Source organism: Bordetella flabilis (assembly GCF_001676725.1).
Taxonomy (GTDB): Bacteria; Pseudomonadota; Gammaproteobacteria; order Burkholderiales; family Burkholderiaceae_B; genus Bordetella_C; species Bordetella_C flabilis.
This window is the reverse complement of sequence record NZ_CP016172.1, coordinates 878,934-900,378: the sequence shown is the minus strand read 5'-3', so window position 1 is coordinate 900,378 and position 21,445 is coordinate 878,934. Positions and strand designations below refer to the sequence as shown.

The 21,445-nt window shown below is 65.7% G+C and carries 20 protein-coding genes; 15 read left to right on the top strand and 5 right to left on the bottom strand.

Translation table 11 applies throughout. From position 1 onward, the window contains the following. Complete coding sequence (locus tag BAU07_RS03980; RefSeq protein WP_066654341.1) at positions 1-843, bottom strand: EamA family transporter; 843 nt, start codon at positions 841-843, stop codon at positions 1-3. Between the two features lie 130 nt (positions 844-973). Here BAU07_RS03980 and gcvA point away from each other — a divergent pair, with 130 nt between their 5' ends. Then, positions 974-1,888, top strand: coding sequence for a transcriptional regulator GcvA (gene gcvA / locus BAU07_RS03975; RefSeq protein WP_066654339.1), 915 nt, complete (start codon positions 974-976; stop codon positions 1,886-1,888). Between the two features lie 121 nt (positions 1,889-2,009). On the opposite strand, the gene BAU07_RS03970 is transcribed toward gcvA, so the two are convergent. Continuing rightward, positions 2,010-2,399 carry a Bug family tripartite tricarboxylate transporter substrate binding protein gene (locus BAU07_RS03970; RefSeq protein WP_066654337.1) on the bottom strand — a complete coding sequence of 130 codons (390 nt, stop codon included), beginning with the start codon at positions 2,397-2,399 and terminating at the stop codon, positions 2,010-2,012. 198 nt (positions 2,400-2,597) lie between these two features. Between BAU07_RS03970 and BAU07_RS03965 the strand changes: the two genes are divergently transcribed. Genes BAU07_RS03965 through BAU07_RS03940 form a run of 6 tightly spaced genes read left to right on the top strand, consistent with a single transcriptional unit; the run spans position 2,598 to position 9,849 of the window. Continuing rightward, positions 2,598-4,025: an aldehyde dehydrogenase family protein gene (locus BAU07_RS03965; protein ID WP_084025294.1), complete on the top strand. Its 1,428-nt coding sequence runs from the start codon at positions 2,598-2,600 to the stop codon at positions 4,023-4,025. A gap of 2 nt (positions 4,026-4,027) precedes the next feature. Next, positions 4,028-4,963 carry an alpha/beta hydrolase gene (locus tag BAU07_RS03960; RefSeq protein ID WP_066654335.1) on the top strand — a complete coding sequence of 312 codons (936 nt, stop codon included), beginning with the start codon at positions 4,028-4,030 and terminating at the stop codon, positions 4,961-4,963. Between the two features lie 42 nt (positions 4,964-5,005). After that, positions 5,006-6,001 (top strand): type 2 periplasmic-binding domain-containing protein, encoded by a 996-nt coding sequence (locus BAU07_RS03955; protein ID WP_066654333.1) that lies wholly within the window; start codon positions 5,006-5,008, stop codon positions 5,999-6,001. 31 nt (positions 6,002-6,032) lie between these two features. Then, positions 6,033-6,911: an FAD binding domain-containing protein gene (locus tag BAU07_RS03950; RefSeq protein ID WP_066654331.1), complete on the top strand. Its 879-nt coding sequence runs from the start codon at positions 6,033-6,035 to the stop codon at positions 6,909-6,911. Further along, positions 6,911-7,417: a (2Fe-2S)-binding protein gene (locus tag BAU07_RS03945; protein ID WP_066654330.1), complete on the top strand. Its 507-nt coding sequence runs from the start codon at positions 6,911-6,913 to the stop codon at positions 7,415-7,417. The genes BAU07_RS03950 and BAU07_RS03945 overlap by 1 nt, the downstream gene beginning before the upstream one ends. Continuing rightward, positions 7,414-9,849, top strand: coding sequence for a xanthine dehydrogenase family protein molybdopterin-binding subunit (locus BAU07_RS03940; protein WP_084025292.1), 2,436 nt, complete (start codon positions 7,414-7,416; stop codon positions 9,847-9,849). Before BAU07_RS03945 ends, BAU07_RS03940 begins: the two co-directional genes overlap by 4 nt. Positions 9,850-9,928: 79 nt before the next feature. Here the strand turns inward: BAU07_RS03940 and BAU07_RS03935 are convergent, their stop codons facing one another. After that, positions 9,929-10,633, bottom strand: coding sequence for a CoxG family protein (locus BAU07_RS03935; RefSeq protein WP_066654329.1), 705 nt, complete (start codon positions 10,631-10,633; stop codon positions 9,929-9,931). A 424-nt stretch (positions 10,634-11,057) separates the two neighbouring features. Between BAU07_RS03935 and BAU07_RS03930 the strand changes: the two genes are divergently transcribed. From BAU07_RS03930 to BAU07_RS03915, 4 genes are read left to right on the top strand one after another with little or no spacing between them, the layout of a single operon-like run. Further along, positions 11,058-12,050, top strand: coding sequence for an ABC transporter substrate-binding protein (locus tag BAU07_RS03930; RefSeq protein WP_066654327.1), 993 nt, complete (start codon positions 11,058-11,060; stop codon positions 12,048-12,050). A gap of 1 nt (position 12,051) precedes the next feature. Next, positions 12,052-12,903, top strand: a complete 852-nt coding sequence (locus BAU07_RS03925) for an ABC transporter ATP-binding protein (RefSeq protein WP_084025288.1) — start codon at positions 12,052-12,054, stop codon at positions 12,901-12,903. Then, positions 12,900-13,730 carry an ABC transporter permease gene (locus BAU07_RS03920; protein ID WP_066654324.1) on the top strand — a complete coding sequence of 277 codons (831 nt, stop codon included), beginning with the start codon at positions 12,900-12,902 and terminating at the stop codon, positions 13,728-13,730. The genes BAU07_RS03925 and BAU07_RS03920 overlap by 4 nt, the downstream gene beginning before the upstream one ends. 49 nt (positions 13,731-13,779) lie before the next feature. Next, positions 13,780-14,544, top strand: coding sequence for an aspartate dehydrogenase (locus tag BAU07_RS03915; protein WP_066664740.1), 765 nt, complete (start codon positions 13,780-13,782; stop codon positions 14,542-14,544). A gap of 125 nt (positions 14,545-14,669) precedes the next feature. Here the strand turns inward: BAU07_RS03915 and BAU07_RS03910 are convergent, their stop codons facing one another. Next, positions 14,670-15,347: a TetR/AcrR family transcriptional regulator gene (locus tag BAU07_RS03910; RefSeq protein ID WP_066654322.1), complete on the bottom strand. Its 678-nt coding sequence runs from the start codon at positions 15,345-15,347 to the stop codon at positions 14,670-14,672. A gap of 119 nt (positions 15,348-15,466) precedes the next feature. Beyond that, positions 15,467-16,003, bottom strand: a complete 537-nt coding sequence (locus BAU07_RS03905; protein WP_066654320.1) for a cupin domain-containing protein — start codon at positions 16,001-16,003, stop codon at positions 15,467-15,469. A 329-nt stretch (positions 16,004-16,332) separates the two neighbouring features. Between BAU07_RS03905 and BAU07_RS03900 the strand changes: the two genes are divergently transcribed. The 4 genes from BAU07_RS03900 (at position 16,333) to BAU07_RS03885 (ending at position 21,425) form a co-directional block, all read left to right on the top strand. Further along, positions 16,333-17,916: an FAD-dependent monooxygenase gene (locus BAU07_RS03900; RefSeq protein ID WP_066654318.1), complete on the top strand. Its 1,584-nt coding sequence runs from the start codon at positions 16,333-16,335 to the stop codon at positions 17,914-17,916. Between the two features lie 145 nt (positions 17,917-18,061). After that, entirely contained in the window at positions 18,062-18,541 is a 480-nt protein-coding gene (locus tag BAU07_RS03895) for a VOC family protein (RefSeq protein ID WP_066654315.1), read from the top strand. Positions 18,542-18,628: 87 nt separating this feature from the next. Further along, entirely contained in the window at positions 18,629-20,104 is a 1,476-nt protein-coding gene (locus BAU07_RS03890) for a 3-deoxy-D-arabino-heptulosonate 7-phosphate synthase (protein ID WP_066654313.1), read from the top strand. Next, a complete protein-coding gene (locus tag BAU07_RS03885) occupies positions 20,085-21,425 on the top strand; it encodes a carotenoid oxygenase family protein (RefSeq protein WP_066654307.1) in 1,341 nt (446 codons plus the stop codon). Before BAU07_RS03890 ends, BAU07_RS03885 begins: the two co-directional genes overlap by 20 nt. Positions 21,426-21,445: the final 20 nt, after the last annotated feature.

Genomic DNA, 21,445 nt, shown 5'->3' with positions numbered 1-21,445 from the left:
TCACAGCCCCAGGCAGACCGCGCCGGCCGCGACGGTCACACATGCGAACCACCGTCCCGGCGTGACGGTCTCGCGCAGGAACAGCCGGCCGATCAGCACCGCGAATACCACGCTGGTTTCCCGCAAGGCGGATACCGCGCCCATTGCGCCCGCCTGCAACGCCCATATCACGATGCCATACGCCGCCAGCGACACGCAGCCCCCGGCCAGTGATGAAGCCACCGCTACCGGAGTCTGCCGTACCGGTGCCCAGAGCGTGTCCCATCCGCGCACGAGGACGTACAGAATGGGCATCAACCAATAGAACAGGAACATCCAGGCGGTATAGGCCAGGGCCTGTCCTTCGGTCGAGCGCACCCCTATCCCGTCGATAACGGTATAGAGCGCGATCAAGGCGCCGGTCGTCAGGGCCGCCCCCAGGCCCGCGCGTCCCGGGCGGTTCCCGTGCAAGGCAAGCGCGATGATCCCGCCCGATATCATCGCGATGCCGGCCAGTTGCACCGCACGGATGGACTCGTGGGCAAACAGGGCCGCGCCCAGCGCAACCAGCAGCGGCGAAGACCCGCGCGCGATCGGGTACGCCTGCGTCAGGTCGCCACGCCGATAGGAGCGCACGAGGCTGACGTTGTACGCGACATGCAGCAGGCCCGATGCAAGGATGTACGGCCACGCCGCCACGGCCGGCAGCGGCACGAACAGCACCACGCCGGTGGCGACCGCCGCGATGGCGACACTCATCCACGTCATGGACAGGAAGCGATCGCGGTTGCCATGCAACATCGCGTTCCAGCCGGCGTGGAGCAAGGCGGCGAAAAGGACGGCACCGCCGGTGTAAGTCAGCATGGGTGATCTGCGAGGTGAAAGCCGTGGAAAGACGCCCCGAGGCGGGGGGCACTGGCGAACAGAATATCTATCTTGTCCACCGCCAACAAACCAGATAAATTGGCGCCTCAAGATAGGAAAACTATTCCAAATGAAGCGTGTACTGCCCCCGCTCAACGCATTGCGTGCTTTCGAGGCCGCGGGACGGCTCGGCAGTTTCAAGGACGCGGCCGCCGAACTGCATGTGACGCATGGCGCGGTCAGCCAGCAGATACGCCTGCTGGAAACGTGGCTGGGCGCATCGCTATTCGAAAGGCACAACCGCCGTGTCGTGCTGACGCCCGCCGCCCGGGCCTATCTGGCGCACGTCACGCCCCTGTTCGAACAACTTGCGCGCGCGACCGCCGGATACGGGATAGCCGAGCCGATGGCCCGCACTCTGTCCGTCAATGCGCCCGCCACGTTCACCTTGCGCTGGCTGGTGCCCAGGCTGGCGGAATTCCGCGCCCGGCATCCCGACGTAGACGTCAGGGTGGAGACATCCAACGAGCCGGTGGAGAGCCTGAAGGACAGCCATGACGTGATCATCCGCGGCGGGCCGGATACCTTCTATGGCTATTCGATGCGACCTTTCCTGACCGAGGAAAGAGTTCCGGTCGGCAGTCCCGCGCTGTTGCGGCGCGTGCCGCTCCGGAACCCCGTGGACCTGGGGCAACACACCCTGCTCCACACCTCCAGCCTTCCACGGCTCTGGCCGGACTGGCTTGCGCAGGCGCAGATCCCTGCGCTGCGCCCCGTCGCCACGCTGACTTTCGACCACTTCTACCTGACCGTCCAGGCCGCCATCGACGGCATAGGCATCGCCATGGGGCCGACGGCGCTGGTTTCGGATGATCTTGCCGCGGGTCGCCTGGTCGCGCCATTCGCCGCGCCGCGTTTGCCATCGCGCAGCTATTGCACCTATGTTCCCGAAGGCCAGTCCGCGAACGAGATGGTGGGCCTGTTCCGCGCGTGGCTGGAGGAGGAAGGAAGCGCCGCGCTATCACAGGCCCACGGCATGGCGTGACGGCCTGCCGGGAAAACCGCGAAGCGTTTCGCGCGGGAATGCGCCGGATTGTCGATACGGATCTTGTGCGAGCCGGACAGCGGCGGCGCCCCATGGCCGCTCGCGGTCCGCGTCCTCCCATTCAGTTCGCCGTCGCGCCGGATGCCCTCACGATCTTGCGCCACTGTTCGAACTCGGCTTCCTGCCGCCGCGCAAGCTGGGCCGGACCATCGTGCAGCGCAGTCACGCCCAACTGCTGGAAACGCTCCTGTACCGCCGGCGAGGCGAGCGCCGATTCGACCGACCGATACAACCTTTCGACGATGGCCGGCGGTGTGCCGGCCGGCGCGTAGAAGGCCACCCACAAGTCGCCGGAGAAGCCGGGCAACGCTTCGGCGATCGCCGGGACGTCGGGCAACAAGGCTGCGCGCGTGGGGCTGCTGACGCCAATGGCCCGCAGCTTGCCGCTCTTGACGGACTTCTCCGCCGACGGCCCCGCGCCGCGCCAGGTTGGTGCCGTGCCATGCCTCACCAGCCTCAGGTTATTGACTAACCAGTCACCTTGAAATGGACCAACCCACTGCCCATGCCGCCGCCGCATAGCGTATACGCCTCTTATCACCTAGGGTAATCCCTTCCGTGTATTGACATTGTTGACCAGTTGGTTAACTATTGAAGCGGTCTGGCGGTGCCATCGTGAGGCTACCGCGCGCATCGGCAAGGGGATGGAGTGGCAAAGATCCAGAGTTTTATCCATGGCGCGAACGTGGACCATGCGGGCAACGCCCTATCCTTCGTCTCACCGGTCGACCTCACCCACACCGGCGAACTCATCGATGCGCCGGGCGATATCGTCACGCGGGCCGTGCAGGACGCCGCGCAGGCGTACCACGCCACCCGCAAGCTGCCCGTGGCCGACCGTATCGGATGGCTCGCAAAAACGGCCGACGCTATCGACGCCCACGCGGCCGGGCTCGTCGACCTGATCATCCGCGACATCGGCAAGCCGCGCCGCGCGGCGACGTTCGAGGTGGGCCGGGCAGCGCAATTCCTGCGCGCCACCGCCGCGCAAGCCCAGACTTTCGGCGGCGAGTCGTTGCCGCTGGACGTGACGCAGGCGGGCAGCGGCCGGATCGGCATCACCCGGCGCGTACCCTATGGCGTTGTCGCCGCGATCACGCCCTTCAACGCGCCGATCAATCTATTGATTCAGAAAGTCGCGCCTGCCTTGGCGGTCGGCAATGCCGTCGTGGTCAAGCCGCACCCGGCGGCGACACGCGTGACCTTGATGGTTGCCGAACTGTTCGTGCGGGCGGGGCTGCCGGCCGGCCTTTTCAACGTCGTCACCGGCGACCGCGGGCCCGCGCAGGCGCTGGCTGGCGCCCCGCAGGTGGACGTGGTCACTTTCACGGGCGGCACCAAGGCCGGCGAAGCGCTGATACGCGCCGCCGGCGCCCGCAAATTCGTGGCGGAGCTGGGCTCCAACGCCGCCAACATCGTGCTGGACGATGCAGACCTGGCCGACGCCGCCACCCGTATCGCGGCCGCCGGCTTCGAAGCCAGCGGCCAGCAATGCGTATCGGCGCAGCGGGTGATCGTCGCCACGAAGGTCTACGATGAATTCCTGGACCACTTCGTCACGGCCGCAAGCGCCCTGCGCGCCGGCGACCCCAACGACGCCGGGACCGATCTCGGCCCCATGGTGTCGCTGGCGCAGGCCGAACGAGTCATGGCAATGGCGCGCGACGCCATTGCCAGAGGCGGTCGCTACGCGCTGGAACCGCGCCAGGAGCAATGCATCGTCAGTCCCGGCATCCTCGTGGACGTGCCGCGCAGCGCAGGTTTGTGGTGCGACGAAGTTTTCGGCCCCCTGGTGGTGGTCGAACGCGCCGGCGATGTCGACGAGGCGCTGCGCCTGGCCAACGATTCCCCGTTCGGTTTGCAAGGCGCGGTCTTCACCCGCGACATTGCACGCGCCCTGCGATTTGCCGACGAATTCGAAGTGGGCTCGATGTGGGTGAATGAAGCCAGCCGCTTCCGCCTCGATACCTACCCCTTCGGCGGTGTAAAGCAATCCGGTTTCGGCCGCGAAGGCGTGCGCTATGCCATGGAAGAGCTCTCGCAATTGAAGTTCATTGGCATCCGGCCGGTAGCCTGAGCATGCCAGGCGCCCCTCATATCCCGGATTCGCTGCGCCAATTGTTGGCGGAACTCGGCCCTCGGTGGGGCCAGGACGTCGCCAATAATGTGCGACGCATCGTTCAGGCATATTCCCCCATCCTGGCGCAAGCGCCGAAGTCTGGCGTCGAGGTCCTGCGCGATCTGCCTTACGGCAGCGACGCGCGCCAGCAGTTGGATATCTACACGCCGGGCGGAAGCGGCGCCGATACCGGCGGCGCGCGTCCGGTCGTGGTGTTCGTGCACGGCGGGGCCTTCGTCGACGGTCATCGCGACCGCAGCCCGGAGGTCTATGCCAACGTGCTGTATTACTTCGCCCGGCAAGGTTGCGTGGGCGTCAACATGGAATACCGCCTGGCGCCCGCGAATACCTACCCCAGCGGCACGCAGGACGTTGCGGGCGTGGTGGCGTGGGTCCGCGAGCACATCGCGGAACACGGCGGCGACCCCGACCGGATATTCCTGATGGGACATTCCGCGGGCGCGGCGCACGCCGCCTCGTATGCCTATGACGCCCGGCATCAGCCGTCGTCGGGCCACGGCGTGGCGGGCCTTATCGTCGTGAGCGGCCGGGTGCGTGCCGAGAACATCCCGGAAAATCCCAACGCCCGCAAGGTGGAAGCCTATTACGGCTCGGACCCCTCGGTCTATGACGATGTATCGCCCGTGACCCACGTCGGCCCCGAAAGCGTCCCTACCTTCATCGCCTTCGCCGAATACGAAAACCCGCTGATCGATTTATATTGCCTGGAGCTGGCGCACCGGCTCGCGGTGGCCAAGCGCCAGGCGCCGCGCATGGCCTATGCCCGCGGCCACAACCATACGTCGATCATCGCCCACTTCAACACCGCCGAGGACGAACTCGGCAGGGAAATCATGGCTTTCATGCGCGACTGCGCGACTCAGGCGGTCCGCTAGCCGCCGCACGGCGCATTCATCATCAACCAAGCAGCTGGAGAAATCGTGGCTAAATTGCAGTTGAGTCTGGGCGTGTGCGACTACGACCGCACGCGCGCCGTGCTGGACGGACGTGCGCCGGTGGAAGGTTGCGACATCATCGGCGTGGCCGTGGAACCGGAAGAGGCATTTCATCGTGCCTTCCGCTTCCAGGAATTCGACATCACCGAGATGTCCCTGAGCAGCCACACCATGATGACGTCGCGCGGCCAAAACGAATATGTGGCGATCCCGGCCTTTGTCTCACGCCTGTTCCGTCATTCCGGCGTGTACATCCGCACCGATCGCGGCATCCGCAGCGGCGCGGACCTGGCTGGCAAGAAGATAGGCTTGCCGGAATACCAGATCACCGCCAACGTGTGGATACGCGGCATCCTGCAGGACGACTTCGGTCTCAAGCCCGCTTCGGTGCACTGGCGCCGGGGCGGCCTGGAAGATGCCGGCCGCGGCGAACGCGCGCCCATCAAGCTTCCCGACGATATCGACCTCCAGCAGATCCCGGACGACAAGACGCTGTCCGGCATGCTGGAGGCCGGCGAACTCGACGGGCTCATCAGCGCTCGAGCGCCTTCGTGTTTCCTGAAGGGAGCGCCCCATGTCGACCGCCTCTTCCCCAATTACCGCGAGACCGAGGCCGACTACTTCCGCCGCACCGGGATTTTTCCCACCATGCACGTCATCGGCATCCGCAAGTCGCTGGTCGACCAGCATCCCTGGCTGCCTGTGAGCGTCTTCAAGGCCTTCATCAAGGCCAAGGAGTTCGCCATGTACGAACTGGGACAAATCGGCCACCTCTTCAACAGCCTGCCCTGGGGCGTGGCGGAGTTCGAGGAAGCGCGCAAGCTCATGGGCGAGGACTACTGGAGCTACGGTTACGAGCACAACAGGCACGTGCTGGAAACCTTCACCCGGTATCACTACGAGCAGGGTCTGTCGGCGCGTAAGGTGGCGCCCGAAGAACTATTCGTCCAGTCCTCGCTGGACCTGACGAAAATCTAGCGATACGCCGCGCACGACACCGGGGACCGATGTGAAACCCGCGCCATTCAACCTGCACCAGCCACGCACATTGCAGGAAACCTTGCACCTGCTCGCCGGGGCGTCCAATGCCCGCGTGATCGCCGGCGGACAGTCGCTCATGCCCATGCTCAACATGCGGCTGGCCATGCCGGACGATGTGATCGACCTCAACGGAGTCGAAGACCTGTCCCATATCCGCGAGGAAGGCGATGAGATCGTCATCGGCGCCATGGCGCGCCAGCGCGATCTGGAGTTCTCCCCGCTGATCGCGGACCGCGTACCCGTCATGCACCAGGCTGTCCTGAACGTGGGCCACCGCCAGACACGCAACCGCGGCACCATAGGCGGCAGCGTCTGCCATATGGATCCGTCGGCGGAGCTGCCCGCCATGTGCGTGCTACTGGACGCGCGCATGGTTATCCAGAGCGCGCGCGGACGGCGGGTGGTGCCCGCGCGCGAGTTCGGCGTGGGGCTCATGTCGACCTGCCTGGCGCCGGACGAACTGCTGGTCGAGATCCGCCTGCGGCCATGGCGGCGCGGACATGGCTGGCATTTCGTCGAGTATGCGCGACGCCACGGCGATTTCGCGGTGGCCTCGGCCTGTGCGCTGCTGGAACGGGATGACGCCGGCAAGCTGGCACGGGCAGCGCTGGCCTTGGGAGGCGTCTGCGCCGCGCCGCTGCGCCTGCCTCAGGCGGAACGGCTGCTGGTCGAGGGCAATGGCGAGCCCGAGGCCTTGCATGCCGCCGCAGCGGTGGCCGGCCACTGCGACGCCCTGGAGGACCCGGCCTATCCTGCCTGGTATCGCCAGCGCCTGGCGACCCGGCTGCTGCAGCAGGCAATGGAGCAGGCCTTAGCGCGCGCCCTCGGCGCGCACGGGAGAGCGTGATGAACAGGGACAAAGGCGCACTGCACGGCATCGTGCTCATGGTCAACGGAGAAAAGCGGCCGGCCATTGTCGAGTCTCGCACCACGCTGGCCGATTGCCTGCGCAACGAACTCGGCCTGACAGGCACCCACCTGGGCTGCGAACATGGCGTGTGCGGCGCCTGCACCGTGCTGGTAGACGGACACAGCGCTCGCAGTTGCCTCATGTTGGCGCGCCAGGCCGAACGCCACGAAGTGCAGACCGTCGAAGCGCTCGAGAAGCAGGGCGAACTCAACACCCTACAGCAGGCATTTCGCGAGCTGCACGGCCTGCAATGCGGTTTCTGTACGCCCGGTATCCTGATGACGCTGACCGAACTGCTGCGCGACCAGCCGGATGCCGATGAAGCCGCTGTTCGCGACGCCTTGTCAGGACATCTATGCCGTTGCACCGGCTACCAGAATATCGTCGCGGCGGCCATGGAAGCATTGCGCCGCCAGCGCAACCAGCGGAGCCAGGCAGCATGAACCCCAGCTATCGCCACGACCAGGACATCGGCGGGGCTGGCGCCCCCGCGCCAGCCCCGGTGCGCGCCGCCAGGGACGCCCCGGGCACGCCGGCGGCGACGCAAGCCGAAGGACATATCGGCCGCCGCACGCAACGCATCGAAGACGGGCCCTTGTTGCGGGGCCAGGGCCGCTACGTGGCCGACGTGGATGTGCCGGGCGCGCTGTACGCGGCCTTCGTTCGCAGCCCGCATGCGCACGCGATGATCCGCCATATCGACACGGCCCAGGCCATGCGCCGCGAAGGGGTGGTGGCCGTGGTCACCGCCGCAGAAATGGCGGGCTATCTCAGCAATCTGCGGATGCCGCTGGGCTTCCCGACAACGGCGCTGCCCTCCGGCATCACTCCTTTCGTGCTTACCCCCCGCGAGGCGTGTTTCGTCGGAGAAGCGGTAGCCATGGTGCTTGCTACCACCCGCTACGCCGCCGAGGATGGCGCGGGCGATGTGCAGATCGACTACGAGCCGCTGCCCGCCATTTCCGATTGCCGGCAGGCGCTCGATCCGCAGGCCCCGCGCGTGCGCACCGAGTTCCCGGATAATATCCTTACCCGCTTCACCGTCGCCTATGGCGACTGCGACCAGGCCTTCGCGCAGGCGGCGCATGTATTCAGCGAATCCCTGCACCAGCATCGCGGCGGCGCCCACCCCATGGAAGGTCGCGGCGTGGTCGCCGAATACGACGAACTGCGGGACACGCTCACGGTATGGTCGTCCACGCAGATGGCCCACGAGCTGCAGTTCACGCTGGCTGAGCTGCTCGGGCTGGCCGAGTCGCGCATCCGCGTCATCACGCCCGACGTGGGCGGCGGCTTCGGCGCCAAGTTCCTGATCTATCCCGAGGAGATCGCGGTGGCAGCGGTGGCGTTCAATATGCGCCAGCCTGTCAAGTGGATCGAGGACCGCGCCGAACACTTCGTCGCGTCGATCCAGGAACGCGACCAGTACTGGGACGTCGAAATCGCGGTGGACGACCAGGCCCGGGTACTCGGCATCCGCGGACGCCTGGTGCATGACCAGGGCGCGTACACGCCGCAGGGCATCAATTGCGCGTACAACGCCGCGACGGGCGTCACCGGGCCGTATGTGGTGCCCAGTTTTTCCATCGACGCCGCGGTGGCGCAGACCAACAAGGTCTACACCATCCCCGTGCGCGGGGCCGGCTATCCGGAAGGCGCTTTCGTCATGGAGCGTTTGCTGGACCGCGTGGCCTACGGCATGGGCCTGGACCGCGCGGAGGTACGCCGCCGCAACCTCGTGGCCGCGGACAAGCTGCCCTACGTCAAACCGCTCAAGCAACGCTCCGGAAAACCGATCACGCTCGACACCGGCGACTACCTGGCAAGCCAGGAAGCCGTACTGCGCACCATCGACTATGCCGGCTTCGCCGAACGCAAGGCGGCGGCGCGGGCCCAGGGTCGCTACATCGGCATCGGCTTCGCCCACGCCGTGAAGGGAACGGGGCGCGGCCCGTTTGAATCGGCGTCCGTGAAGGTATCCGCGACGGGCCGCATCAGCGCTGCAACCGGCGCCATGGCGATGGGCCAGGGTCTGCGCACCGCCATGGCGCAGATCGTCGCCGACGTCCTCGGCGTGCCCGTGCACGATGTGCAGGTTGTTTCGGGCGATACCGCCGCCATCTCCATGGGCATCGGCGGTTTCGCCAGCCGCCAGACGGTCACGGGCGGCTCATCGATGCTGCTGGCGGCCCGCCAGGTACAAGCCAAGGCCCGCAAGGTGGCCGCATACCTGCTGAAGGTCGATGAGCAGTCACTGCAAGTGCGTGATGGCAAGGTCTACGTTCCAGGCCAGGCCGACAAGGCTGTGACGCTCGCGGAAATCGCCCGCACGCTGCGTGGCATCCCGGGCTACGACCTGCCGCCGGGCGCCGGCGCGGGCCTGGAGGCCACGGTGTGCTGGGAACCTGACGCGATGACCTATGCGAATGCCTTTCATGCCTGCGAGGTCGAAGTGGACGTGAATAGCGGCAACGTGGCACTGCTTCGCTATGTCGCGCTGCACGACTGCGGCCGCCTGATCAATCCCCTGGTTGTCGAAGGACAGATCCACGGGGGTATCGTGCACGGCATCGGCAACGCCTTGTTCGAGTTCATGCGTTACGACGAGAACGCGCAGCCGTTGAGCACGACGTTTGCCGACTACCTGTTGCCGACGTCGACCGAGATTCCGCACCTGGAACTTATCTTCACCCAGACGACGACCGACGCGAACCCATTGGGCGTAAAGGGCGTGGGCGAGGTCGGTACCATACCGGTCACCTCCACGATATGCTCGGCCATCGACGACGCGCTATCGGAGTTCGGGCTGCATGTGAACGCGATACCGGTGGATCCGGTGAAACTGGTGTGGCAGCTGGATCAGGCGTCGAAGTGATTCGCCGCGTCCGGTCCTGTCGGGGCGGCGCCGGAGGAGGTGCCGCCCTGATCCGGGTTCCGGGCTTCCGTCGCGCGCGTCAATGCGCGCCGATGATATAGCCGATTGCCAGGCAGGCGACGGCGATGGCGACGACAGCGACGGTCTGCCATAGCCGCAATTCTTTCTCGATACTCCGGTCAGGCATGGCACCGGGATGCAAGCCCGCGCGCGTGCCGGCCAACGAACCCGGACCAGTCTCCGGAGCGGCGGATGCAGGGCCGCCGACGGCGCCTCGCGAGAAGGAAGCCGCGTCCGGGGCTGCCGGGACGGGGATAGCCGAGCTCCCGGGCGGCTGCCCGCCGCCCGGCGTAAACGTCGCCTTGAACCGCGCGAAGAACTCCGCCGCCATCCTTTTGGCCACGCCGTCGATGAGCCTGGACCCGACCTGGGCCAGCTTGCCGCTGAGCTCGGCGGTGGCGACGTAGCGGAGGTCCGTACCGTCATCCGCTGGCGCCAGCGCAACCGTGGCGCCCCCCTTGCCAAACCCCGCCGCGCCACCCGACCCTTCGAAGGCCAGCGCGTAGCCGTGCGGCGCATTGACGTCCCGTATGCAGAGCTTGCCATTGAAGCGCGCCTTGACCGGCCCGACCGCCGCGAGCATGCTGATGCGGTATTCGTCATCCGCCTGCTTCTCGATCGATTCGCACCCCGGAATACAAGCCTTCAATACATCGGGGTCGTTCAGCGCAGCCCAAACAGCATCCTGCAAGGCGGGGATGCGCTGTTCGCCGGTCATTTCCATTGCCGCGGTCTCCGGGTCATCGAAGCCTGTAACTCTAGATTAACTTGACCATACAGTCAATAATTCGCCTGAAAATCCCAAAGGTAGTGCAGGTAGCGATGCATTGGTGCGCCGTGCGTCGCGGCGGTGCATGGCGACTCGCCTCGGTCGTATGCCGGCCCCCGCTCCCGCCTCACCCATATCGGATTATTCCCTTAAAATTCATGATGTTCAACGTGTGTTCCGCCTGACTTTCTCTGCCTTGAACGTCGATATTGCGGCGCCCCATACGCCCTCAAGACGTTCGCTAAACAGCGCGTGGTCAGGGTAAACACTGCATCGAAGAACCGCTTTTGATCTTGTGTTACTTAACCATGTAGTCAATAATTTTCCGACCGCCCACACATATCGGCGGCGCATGGATCATTCGACATCGCGAGGGCATATGAAATCCGCAACCTTCCTGCAGCGCGCCGTCATGGGCGCGGCCATCTGTCTGGGCATTGTCTCGGGCGGGATCGCGTCCGCTGCCGATAAGCTCAAGCTCGTCTTCCCCACCTCGTCCGCGACCCTCGCCTTGCCGTACCTCGTTGCGCAGAAGAAGGGCTGGCTGGACGCCGAGGCCATACAGGTCAGCGGCGACTCGAACGCCGTACGGGCACTGCTCGCCGGCACGGGAGACGTCGCCATCGTGGGTGCCTTCAACGCCTTCGCCGCCGCCGGGGAAGGCGCAAAGTTCAAGGCCATCGGCACTTGGCAGGGAGTCAACGACTACGAACTGGTGGTCGCCAGCGACATCGCCACCATGAAGGAAATCGAAGGCAGGATATTCGCGGGCACGGGACCGGGCGGGCCGCCGGAAGAGTTCAGCAAGCTGCTATTCCGCAAGAACGGCGTCGACATCTCCAAGATCCGCTTCATCGCCGTGTCCGGCGGGCATGCCAACATCGTGCAGGCGCTGTTGGCCGGACGTGCTGGCGCTGGCATGGTCAACACCCTGAGCGCCGTGACGGGTGTGCGTACCGGCAAGATAAAGATACTGGTCAGCATGGGCAGCGCCTACCCGCAGATCGGCTATGTCTACAACCTGGTGCGCAACGACCGCATCGACGACCCCGGCCTCAAGCCCAAGCTGCAGGCGCTCACCACCGCCGGCATCAAGGCCTCGCGTTTCATCATGGACCATCCGGACGAGGCCGTGCAGATCCTGCTGGAACGCTATCCGGATATCGACAAGGGCCTGGCCACCGATGTAGTGGCCGAACTGAATCGCAACAAGGTCTGGGGCGTGAACGGGGGGATTTCCAAAGAGCAGGTCAACGCCACCCTGGACATTTTCAAGAGCACCGGCATGCTCAAGACCGATGTAGACACCAACCAGATCTTCGACTACCGCTTCATCGACGCGGCGATGAAGGACCTGGGCGGGAGCAAATGACATGGGGAGCCTTTCAGTGCTAAGAGCCGACACCTTCGCCATGCCGGAAACCAGCGCAGCAGCGGCCCTGCCGATGGTCGATATCCGCGGCGTGAGCAAGTACTACTACGGCCGTGATACCGCGAATGGCGACATGCCACAACGCATCGTCGCCCTGGACAATGTCAGCGCCACCATTGCGCGCGGCGAATTCATTTCCCTGCTGGGCCCCAGCGGATGCGGCAAGACCACCTTGCTGCGCATCGCCGCGGGCCTGACGCAATGGGCTGAAGGTTCCATCACGATCGGCGGCCAGCTGGTCAATGGCCCGCGCAAGGACGCCTGCATGGTGTTCCAGCACTTCGGCTTGCTGCCATGGCGCAGCGTAATCGACAACGTCGGGTTTCCGCTGGAACTCGACGGCGTGGCTACCGGAGAACGCAAGGAGCGCGGCCTGGAACTGCTGGACCTGGTGGGGCTGCGCAAGTATGCGACCCATTATCCGCACGAATTGTCTGGCGGCATGCAGCAGCGTGTCGCCATCGCGCGCGCCTTGATGCGGCAGCCCAAGGTACTGTTCATGGACGAGCCTTTCGGCGCCCTGGATGCGCAGACGCGTGAAAAACTTCAAGAGGACTTCCTCAAGATCTGGGCGAACATCGGCACCACCGTGCTGTTCGTCACGCACAGCATCGACGAAGCCCTGGTCCTGTCGGACCGCATCTTCGTATTTACACCCAGCCCCGGGCGCCTCAAGGCCATCGTCGACTCGCCGTTGAAGGACGAGCGGATGGGCGGGGACCCGCGCGCGCACCGCGCCTACGGCGAAGCCCGCAACGACCTGCGCGCCATGCTGATGGAGACCGCCCAATGAGCAGTTCCGCCGCCACCGTATCGAAGCAGGGCGCCATCGATGCCGGCCGCCCGACCCCCAAGTGGTGGGTCGCCCACCCGAATATCGTCCGCACGCTGTCCGTCGTGGCATTCCTGCTGCTATGGGAGTATTTCGGACGCAAGATCGACCCCCTGTTCCTGGCCCCGCCCACGCGGATCTTCGACGCTGCGGTCGAACTGACCGCCAGCGGCGAGCTGGGCAAGGCGCTGATGGCCACCCTGTACCCGTTCGCCATCGGCATGGTGATCAGCATCATCGCCGGTGTGGCGCTGGGAATCGCCATGGCCCAGTGGCGCCTGTTCGAATACATCATCGATCCCTTCGTCAACGCTTTCTACGCGATCCCGCGTATCGCGCTGGTGCCGCTCATCATGCTCTGGGCTGGCCTGGACACGACCGGCAAAATCGTCATCCTGGTTTCCAACGCCATCTTTCCGGTCATCATCAACACCTATGCGGGCATACGTGACGTTCGAGGGTCCATCCTCGAAGTAGGCAAGGCGTATGGCGCGACGCGGCCGCAGATCTTTTTCAAGATACTCCTGCCCTCGGCCGTACCGTTCATCATGACCGGCATCCGGCTGACGGTGGGGCAGGCGATTATCGGCATCATCGTGGCCGAATTCCTGACCGCCCAGACCGGGCTGGGCGGCATGATCGTCTACTACGCCAACCTGTTCGCCACGGCCAAGCTTTTCGTACCCATCATCGTGATCGGGGTCCTGGGCGTCGTATTGACAGAACTGGTGCAACTGGTGGAGCGGCGCTTCTCCCGCTGGCGCAAGCTGGAGCAGGATCGTGGTTGAGGCGCGGCGAAGCGGACCGCAATCCATAGTGCTCATCGGCTATGGCGCGATGGGCAGCTACGTCCATCGTGCCCTGGCTGGAGACGGCCGCCTGCGTATCACGCATGTCGTGGTGCCGGCGGAATTCGTCGCCGATGCACAGGCGCAACTGCAAGACGCCGCGGTCGTCGTCGGCGACGTCGACCAGCTCGACGCCACGCCGGACTTCGCGCTGGAGTGCGCCGGCCACAGCGCGGTGACTGGCGCCGTACCCAGGCTCTTGCGCCGTGGCGTAGACGTGATCATCGCCTCGGTCGGGGCGCTGAGCGAGCGTGGCTTGCCGGAATCGCTGGAAACGGCGGCGCGGGCCGGCGGTGCGCAGCTTACGCTCGTGCCGGGCGCTGTCGCGGGCATCGACGCGCTTGCCGCCGCCCGCCAGCAAGGCCTGGAATCGGTCGAGTACGTCGGCCGCAAGCCGCCCGCCGGTTGGCGGGGCACAGCGGCCGAAGCACATGTCGACCTGGAAAGATTGACCGAGCCGACGGTGTTCTTCGAAGGTACGGCGCGCGAAGCGGCCTCGCTGTTTCCGAAGAACGCCAACGTGGCCGCCATGGTGGGCCTGGCCGGTATCGGCATGGACCGCACCCGGGTAACCTTGATCGCCGACCCTGGCGTGACGCGCAACAACCATCAGATTGTCGCGCGCGGCGCCTTCGGCGAGCTGGATATTCGGACCGCCGGCGAAACCTTGCCTGACAATCCCAAGACTTCGATGCTTGCGGCGCTGTCCATCGTGCGCGCCGTGCGGAACCGCGTGGCCGCAGTCGCGATCTGAACGACGGCGGTGGCCGGGCCTGCACGGGGCTGGTCACCGCCGCCCCCAGAGGGATTCCCGTCCGTCAGATATGCGATGCCCGCAGAGGGCGGCCCACGCCGCCGCAGGCCGATTGCGCCTGCCGGCTAGGGCTTCAGATACCTGAGCACCATGTCGGCGGCATGTTCCAGGCGTTGCTTGATACGCTGGGCGGTCATCAGGCGCTGGCCGAAGATGGCTTCGAAGGTGTAGCGGTTGCTGACGTAATGCGCCGTCAGCGACGTAATGGAAATATACAGGTCGACCGCGTCGATGTTCTCGCGGAACAGCCCCTCGTTCTGGCCGCGCTCCAGCAGGCTGCGTATCGTGTCGAGCAGCGGGTTGTACATCTCGCGGATGGTGGCCGAACCGACAATATGCTTGCCCTGGTTCAGGTTTTCGCTCGACAGGATGCGCTGGAATTCCGGGAAGCGCACCCAGACCTGCCCGGTAAACACCACCAGCCGCCGCATGCCATCGACGGGATCCATGCCGCGGATCTGCAAGTCCTTCTGGCGCGAGCGGATGGAATCGTAGGTGTACTCCAGCACGGCGGTGAACAGGTCATCCTTGTTGCCGAAATGGTGGTACAGCACGTTCTTGTTGATGCCAGCCCGCAAGGCGATCTCGTCGACACGGCCACCGTCATATCCCTTACTGGAAAACTCGTCCAGGGCTGCCTGGATGATGGTTTCACGCGTCTTGCGGGAACTTTCGCGACGCACCACGGGCCGTGCTTTGTCGCGCTGGGGGCGTGCCTCGGTGGGAGCGTCTGGGGAGGTCATGTGGGCGTTTTTCTGGTCTTCCTCGATGGCCCGGCGACATGCGGCCGGTAGGCGGCAGCGCCTGCGCAGGCACACTGCCGCCATTCTAGACGAGTTTGCGCGGACAAGCCGCGCACCTGCTACAGGTGCTTGGCGTCCAGATGGGCAGAACGGCGCTTGTAAAGGTCCTCGTCGGCGTAGCCCATGGTTTCGGGCTTGGCGCGTCCCAGCATTACTTGAAAATACACGGGTTCAAGGCTGCGGTTTTCGTAGCCATGGATGACCCCCGGCGGGCAGGCGATGCATTCCCACGGCCCCAGCCGCGTCCAGCGCGGTTCACCGCCTTCGTCCTGGATGAATACGTCCAGGAAACCCTTCAACACGAAGAAGACTTCCTCGACTTCATGCGTGTGCGCTGCGTTCCCCTGGCCCGGGTTGACGTACATGATGCTCAGCGTGAAACCACGTGCCGGGATGACGGCGGTGTCGCCCACCTTGCCCGAACCGCCGGCACCAATGAACCGGTGCTGGGCGCGCTTGAAACCTTCGATCTTGGCATCCTCGAAAGCATTCCAGTCCGGCACGCGGTTGGAGAACCGTGCGATGTACTTCTGTTCGATCTCTTCCAACGTGGCATTGGCCAGTTCGGGGGGCCGCGGATGACGGGCGATAGCCATTACATGCACTCCAAAGTGTAGTTTCCGGTACGTCGCTCAGCGGTTCCGGCATGGAGTCCAGATTAATAAAACTTGACTAAATAGTCAATTACTACGGAACCACGGCCGGGAAGAATATTAGAGATTGCTAAGGGAAATTCCCTAGATTTGCCTGATGACCAGCTTGTCAATCCTGATGGAAATAGACTGCCTGGACAGGTAGGGCATCTTCACTGGACGCTGGCCCGTCCGGCTCTCGCTAGCCATTTAGGTGATGGGGAAAACCGCCCTAGCTGCGTCGCCCGGCTGCGCGTATAACGGCATGGGTCCAACAGCCGGGCAAACCAGATATGGTGATCGCGACAGACGTCCTTGTGGTGGGTGCGGGACCTACGGGCCTGCTCATGGCGGCCGAATTGCAACGGCGCGGCGTGGATTGCCTGCTTATCGACGCGCATGAACAACCCATGGAGTGGGACCGCGCAACGGTGGTGCATCCTCGATCGCTGGAAATCCTGGACGCCCTGGGGCTTTCGGAGCCGCTACTCGCGGCAGGCGTCAAACAGCGACGCGCCCGCATCCATGCCGGCGGCGCAGTTCTCGGGGAAATCGACCTGGCGCTATGCGGAAGCCGCTATCCGTTCAATATCGGCATATCGGAAGAGGTCACGGAAGCCATACTGACCGATTACCTTGCCAGCCACGGCGGCGAAGTGACACGGGCCACCACGCTTATCGGGCTTGAAGAAAGCGGCGACGGCATGCAGGCCACCGTACGACACCACGATGTCGAGTCGCAGATTCGCGCCCGCTGGGTGGTAGGGTGCGACGGTCACCACAGCACCGTCCGCGCCCTGGCCGGCATCGAGCAGGATGGCCACGATATCAGCCAGCCCTGGGCGGTGTTCGACGCGGCCATACGCGACTGGCCCGAACCTTTCGAAGCGAATTACGCCTATCTCGACGAGATACCGGTCATCCTCACCGCATTGCCGGACAAGCGCTGGCGGGTGTACCTGAGGCCGAGCGCCAGCGACTCCGACCTGATCGCGGACGCGCTTTCCACCTTGCAGCGCTATCTGCCCCACGCCAGCTTCGACGACATCTCCCATCCGACCCGGTTCCATTGCCATACCAAAGTGGCGCAGCGCTTCCGCGCGGGCCGCGTCCTGCTGGCCGGGGACGCCGCGCATACCTGCAGCCCCGCGCAAGGCCACGGCATGAACAGCGGCTTGCAGGACGCATACAACCTCGGCTGGAAACTGGCCCTGGTATGCCACGCACATTGCCCGGATGCGCTGCTCGACAGCTATCACGCCGAACGGCGTCCCGTGGCCGACATGGTGATGGCCGAGGGCGACGCCGCCGAAGCCATGCAATTGATACGCACCGCCGAAGAACGGCGGCAGCGCGACGCAGCGATACGCGCGGCTTTCTCGGATTCCGCCCAGCGGCACCACGAGGCGGTGGCGGAAGCCGAGCTGGACGTCGACTACGCCGGCTCGCCCCTGGTGATGGGCGACGTGCACACCGCGCTCTGGCCCGGCGCCCGGCTGCCTGACCAGATCGACGTACGCCGCGCCGACGGCGGCGCGGACCGGCTGCACCGGTACACGCATCGCCCGGGGCATACGGCCCTGCTGATCGGCGATGCATCGACGTCGCCGCCGGAATTGGCGCGGATGCGCCGCGACATGGCGGCGCTTGCCGACGGGCACCTGATCGAGCGCATGATCGCCGTCACGGCAAACTTGAGCGTGCCGGACGCGGATGCCTACCTGGAGCCCGCGGCGGCCGATAGCCTGGGCGTCACGAATATCGTGCTGGTGGTCGTCCGCCCGGATGGCCATGTCGGCCTGCGCGCCGAACAAGGCCATGCGCAGGCCTTGTCCGGCTACATCGGCCGGCTGCGGGCGCAAGGCCCCGCCGCCTGACGCCGCATCGCGGCGCGGACTCCAGCGCGTCGCGCCCCGGGGCGCGACGCGCTGCGCCGCATCCATTGCCGCCGTCAGTCCGAACCCGTTTGCGGATACGATTCAACCGGGATGCACCCAGCTCTCTCAACCCAGGAGAACGAACATGGTCAGCAAGAACACAATCTGTCTCTGGTACGACGGCACCGCGCTGGACGCGGCGAACTTCTACGCCGCGACCTTTCCGGACAGCGCGGTCAAGGCCGTTCATCACGCCCCCGGCGATTATCCGGCCGGCAAGCAAGGCGATGTTCTGACGGTCGAATTCACGGTGATGGGCATTCCCTGCCTGGGCTTGAACGGCGGGCCCGGGATCAAGCACAACGAGGCGTTCTCCTTCCAGGTCGCTACCGACGACCAGGCCGAAACCGACCGCTTGTGGAACGCGATCATCGAGAACGGCGGACGCGCGAACGTATGCGGCTGGTGCCAGGACAAATGGGGGATCTCGTGGCAGATCACGCCCCGCGTCCTGACGGCCGCGGTTACCGATCCCGACCAGGCGGCGGCCAAGCGCGCCTTCGAAGCCATGATGAAGATGACCAAGATCGACATCGCGGCGATCGAAGCGGCGCGGCGCGGCTGACACCTTGCCGCAGCGAGGACCGCTGCATCGGCCCGCTTCGGTTGCGTCGCGCGGAGCCGCATACGGTGTGCTTCAGCCGGAAGCCTTATGTCATCGCACCCCTTGGTGGACGATATCCTGCGCCGGGTTGCGCGCCGCTATCGCCTGGCGCCGCTGCCCCGGGAATGTGCGGACCTGCAAACCGGCAATGCCGCGACGGCGCTCGCACTGGCCATCGACCAGGCGCGCCGGACCACGGAACGCGGTGAAGTGCCGGCAACGGCTCTGAAGCGGGATTTCACGGAAGCGCTGGCGCGCCTGATCCATGAGGCGCTGCGCGAGGAATCCGGAGACCAGGCGTTCAAGGCCATGGCGCTTCGGCACCGGGTCCCCACGGTGCGGGAATACGCATCGCTTTCCGCGCACGCCGGCCAGGATCGCCGTACGGTTCGCGCGGCCATCAACGCGATGGCCCATCCGGCGAAGCAGCAGCGGACCGCCCCTGGTCCACGGCGGGACATACTGGCGCAACTGCATGCGGCCGGCGCCCGGGACGCGTGGTCGAGCGTGCACGAGGCCGCGCAGCGTTTCCTGCGCGTTCCGGGGATGGCGGACGAATCGCCCCTGGGACCGGCCGTCAACCGGCTGCTAGGCAGCCCCGCATTGGAACGCCTGCGGCGTCTGCAGGCGCTGGCGTCGGATGACGCCGTGCATCAGTACCTGAGCCTATGGGAACGGCATGGACCCCGCTCCGGCAGCCGTGCGGCAGCGGCGCAGGGCATGGCCTCGCAGCGGCGCGGCGTCGCCGTGGAAGCTGCCGCGACACGGGCGCTCGAAGCCCTGGCCCGCCGGCTCGACGAGGTGGACGGGCGCCAAGCCTCATACCGGGTCGTCACGTCGATGCGCGTACCGCCTTCGATACCCGCCGACCCGGACCGCGCCAAGACGGAGTGGGACGTTGTCCTGCTAAGACGGCCCACAGCCCGCGATGCCGCCACGGGCTGGGACGTGTGCCTGCTGGTCGAAGCCAAGGCATCCGTGGACGCCGCGACAACCGACCTTCCGCGCCTGCTGCGCGGACTGCGGTTGCTTGCGCAGGCGGACGAAACCGCCGTCTATCCGTTCGAGACGCGACAAGGGGTAATAAACCTGAACGGCGCATCGCTGGCTGCGCTGCCGATGGACCCGGCCGGCCTGGCTGGAACGATTCTTTACTGCTGCGACGCGCCCGCGGAGACGCCCCCTCGCCTGCTCGGCGCCGCCAGCCGGATGCAACTCCTATCCGCGGACGCCAGCCTGGAATTCGCCGCGGCCCTCGCGCGGAAACAACCAGCGGGAGCCGCGAACCTGGAGCCGGTCTGGCATCGGTTGCTGCAGTCGCCACGTTGGCGGGCGGTGCTTGACCAGTATCCGAGGCTGTACCGGGTACGTGAATTGATGGTCCACACGGACGACTTGCTGGCCGCGGTCGGCGGCACGGCGCAAGCGGCGGACGGGCCGGCGGATCATGCGCGCCAGGACGGCGGCCGGCAACTTGCGGACCTGAGCCCTCGGAGGAACGACGATGCAATGGACCAGCCCTAATCCTTTCCTGACAGGGGCCTACCAGCCCGTGTTCGACGAGCGCAATGACGTGGACCTGCGGGTGCGCGGGAAGATTCCCGACGGCCTCGACGGCGTCTTCATGCGCAATGGACCCAACCCGCAGTTCGAGCCGGACCCGCACTATGCCTACCCCTTCGATGGCACCGGCATGGTCCATGCCGTCTACCTCGACAACGGCGCGGCGCGCTACCGCAACCGCTGGGTCCTCACCGACGAACTGGCCCGGGAGCGGGCAGCGGGCCGCCGCCTGTTCAATTCGACGTTTTCGGCGCCGCCGCATGCCAACCTGGCCAACACGAACATCGTCCACCATGGCGGGCGCTATCTCGCCCTGTACGAGGGCGGCGCGCCCTACGAAATGGACCGCGAACTGGCCACAGTGGGCCGGTACGACTATCAGGGGGCGCTGCCGGACGTGATGTCGGCCCATCCCAAGGCCGATCCGGTCACCGGCGAGCTGTTATCGGTGCAGTACGACCTCGACACCGGCATGCTGCACTATCTGCGCGCCTGCCGTAACGGTACCCTGGACCGCCGCGTCGCCTTTCCGGCGCCGTGGCCGGCCATGGTGCACGACATCGCCATCACGCAACGCTACGTCGTCGCCATACTGGGTCCCTTCGTGTTCGACTTCTCCGGCAAGGGCCCGCCCGCCAGTTGGCAACCCGGACGCGGCGCCCGGGTCGCGCTGATACCCCGCGACGCCCATGAGGCGTCGCAGGTGAAATGGATATCGGCCCCGCCGTTCTTCAATTGGCATATCGTGAACGCATATGAAGAAGACGGCCGCATCGAACTCGTGCTGCCGTGGTACGAGTCGTTTTCCCTGGGCGCCCCCGCCAAGCGCCTGGAACTGCATCGCTTGACCGTCCATATCGACCAGGGGCGCGTGGAAGACCGCGTGCTGGACGACCGGCCTTGCGAGTTCGGGCGGATCAACGATGCGTATCTGGGCCGCAACGCCCGCTATGGCTACGTGGGCCTGCGCGATCCCTATCCCCAGCAGCCCGCCCAGCCCGGCGCCTTCGAGGCCATCGCCCGCTATGACCTGGCGTCGGGGCAGAAGGTCGTGCACCGGTTCGCACCCGGCATGACCGCATGCGAACCGGTGTTCGCGGCCGATCCGCAAGGCAGCCGCGAGGAGGACGGATATATCCTGACCTTCGTGCACGACGCCGGCAGCGAGACCGGCCTGTTTCTTATCCTGGATGCGCGCAACCTTTCGGGAGAGCCGGTCGCCACCATCGCGTTGCCGCGCCGCGTACCCGCCGGATTGCACGGCTCCTGGATTGCCGACTGAAGCGAATCCGGCACGACAGC

Excerpts from the sequence above, each read along its gene's own strand:
- BAU07_RS03945 (WP_066654330.1), top strand. The coding sequence starts at position 6,911 with ATGAACAGGGACAAAGGCGCACTGCACGGCATCGTGCTCATGGTCAAC.
- BAU07_RS03930 (WP_066654327.1), top strand. The coding sequence starts at position 11,058 with ATGAAATCCGCAACCTTCCTGCAGCGCGCCGTCATGGGCGCGGCCATC.
- BAU07_RS03915 (WP_066664740.1), top strand. The coding sequence starts at position 13,780 with ATGGGCAGCTACGTCCATCGTGCCCTGGCTGGAGACGGCCGCCTGCGT.
- BAU07_RS03920 (WP_066654324.1), top strand. The coding sequence starts at position 12,900 with ATGAGCAGTTCCGCCGCCACCGTATCGAAGCAGGGCGCCATCGATGCC.
- BAU07_RS03935 (WP_066654329.1), bottom strand. The coding sequence starts at position 10,633 with ATGGAAATGACCGGCGAACAGCGCATCCCCGCCTTGCAGGATGCTGTT.
- BAU07_RS03940 (WP_084025292.1), top strand. The coding sequence starts at position 7,414 with ATGAACCCCAGCTATCGCCACGACCAGGACATCGGCGGGGCTGGCGCC.
- BAU07_RS03980 (WP_066654341.1), bottom strand. The coding sequence starts at position 843 with ATGCTGACTTACACCGGCGGTGCCGTCCTTTTCGCCGCCTTGCTCCAC.
- BAU07_RS03960 (WP_066654335.1), top strand. The coding sequence starts at position 4,028 with ATGCCAGGCGCCCCTCATATCCCGGATTCGCTGCGCCAATTGTTGGCG.
- BAU07_RS03890 (WP_066654313.1), top strand. The coding sequence starts at position 18,629 with ATGTCATCGCACCCCTTGGTGGACGATATCCTGCGCCGGGTTGCGCGC.
- BAU07_RS03910 (WP_066654322.1), bottom strand. The coding sequence starts at position 15,347 with ATGACCTCCCCAGACGCTCCCACCGAGGCACGCCCCCAGCGCGACAAA.
- gcvA (WP_066654339.1), top strand. The coding sequence starts at position 974 with ATGAAGCGTGTACTGCCCCCGCTCAACGCATTGCGTGCTTTCGAGGCC.
- BAU07_RS03885 (WP_066654307.1), top strand. The coding sequence starts at position 20,085 with ATGCAATGGACCAGCCCTAATCCTTTCCTGACAGGGGCCTACCAGCCC.
- BAU07_RS03905 (WP_066654320.1), bottom strand. The coding sequence starts at position 16,003 with ATGGCTATCGCCCGTCATCCGCGGCCCCCCGAACTGGCCAATGCCACG.
- BAU07_RS03895 (WP_066654315.1), top strand. The coding sequence starts at position 18,062 with ATGGTCAGCAAGAACACAATCTGTCTCTGGTACGACGGCACCGCGCTG.
- BAU07_RS03925 (WP_084025288.1), top strand. The coding sequence starts at position 12,052 with ATGGGGAGCCTTTCAGTGCTAAGAGCCGACACCTTCGCCATGCCGGAA.
- BAU07_RS03900 (WP_066654318.1), top strand. The coding sequence starts at position 16,333 with ATGGTGATCGCGACAGACGTCCTTGTGGTGGGTGCGGGACCTACGGGC.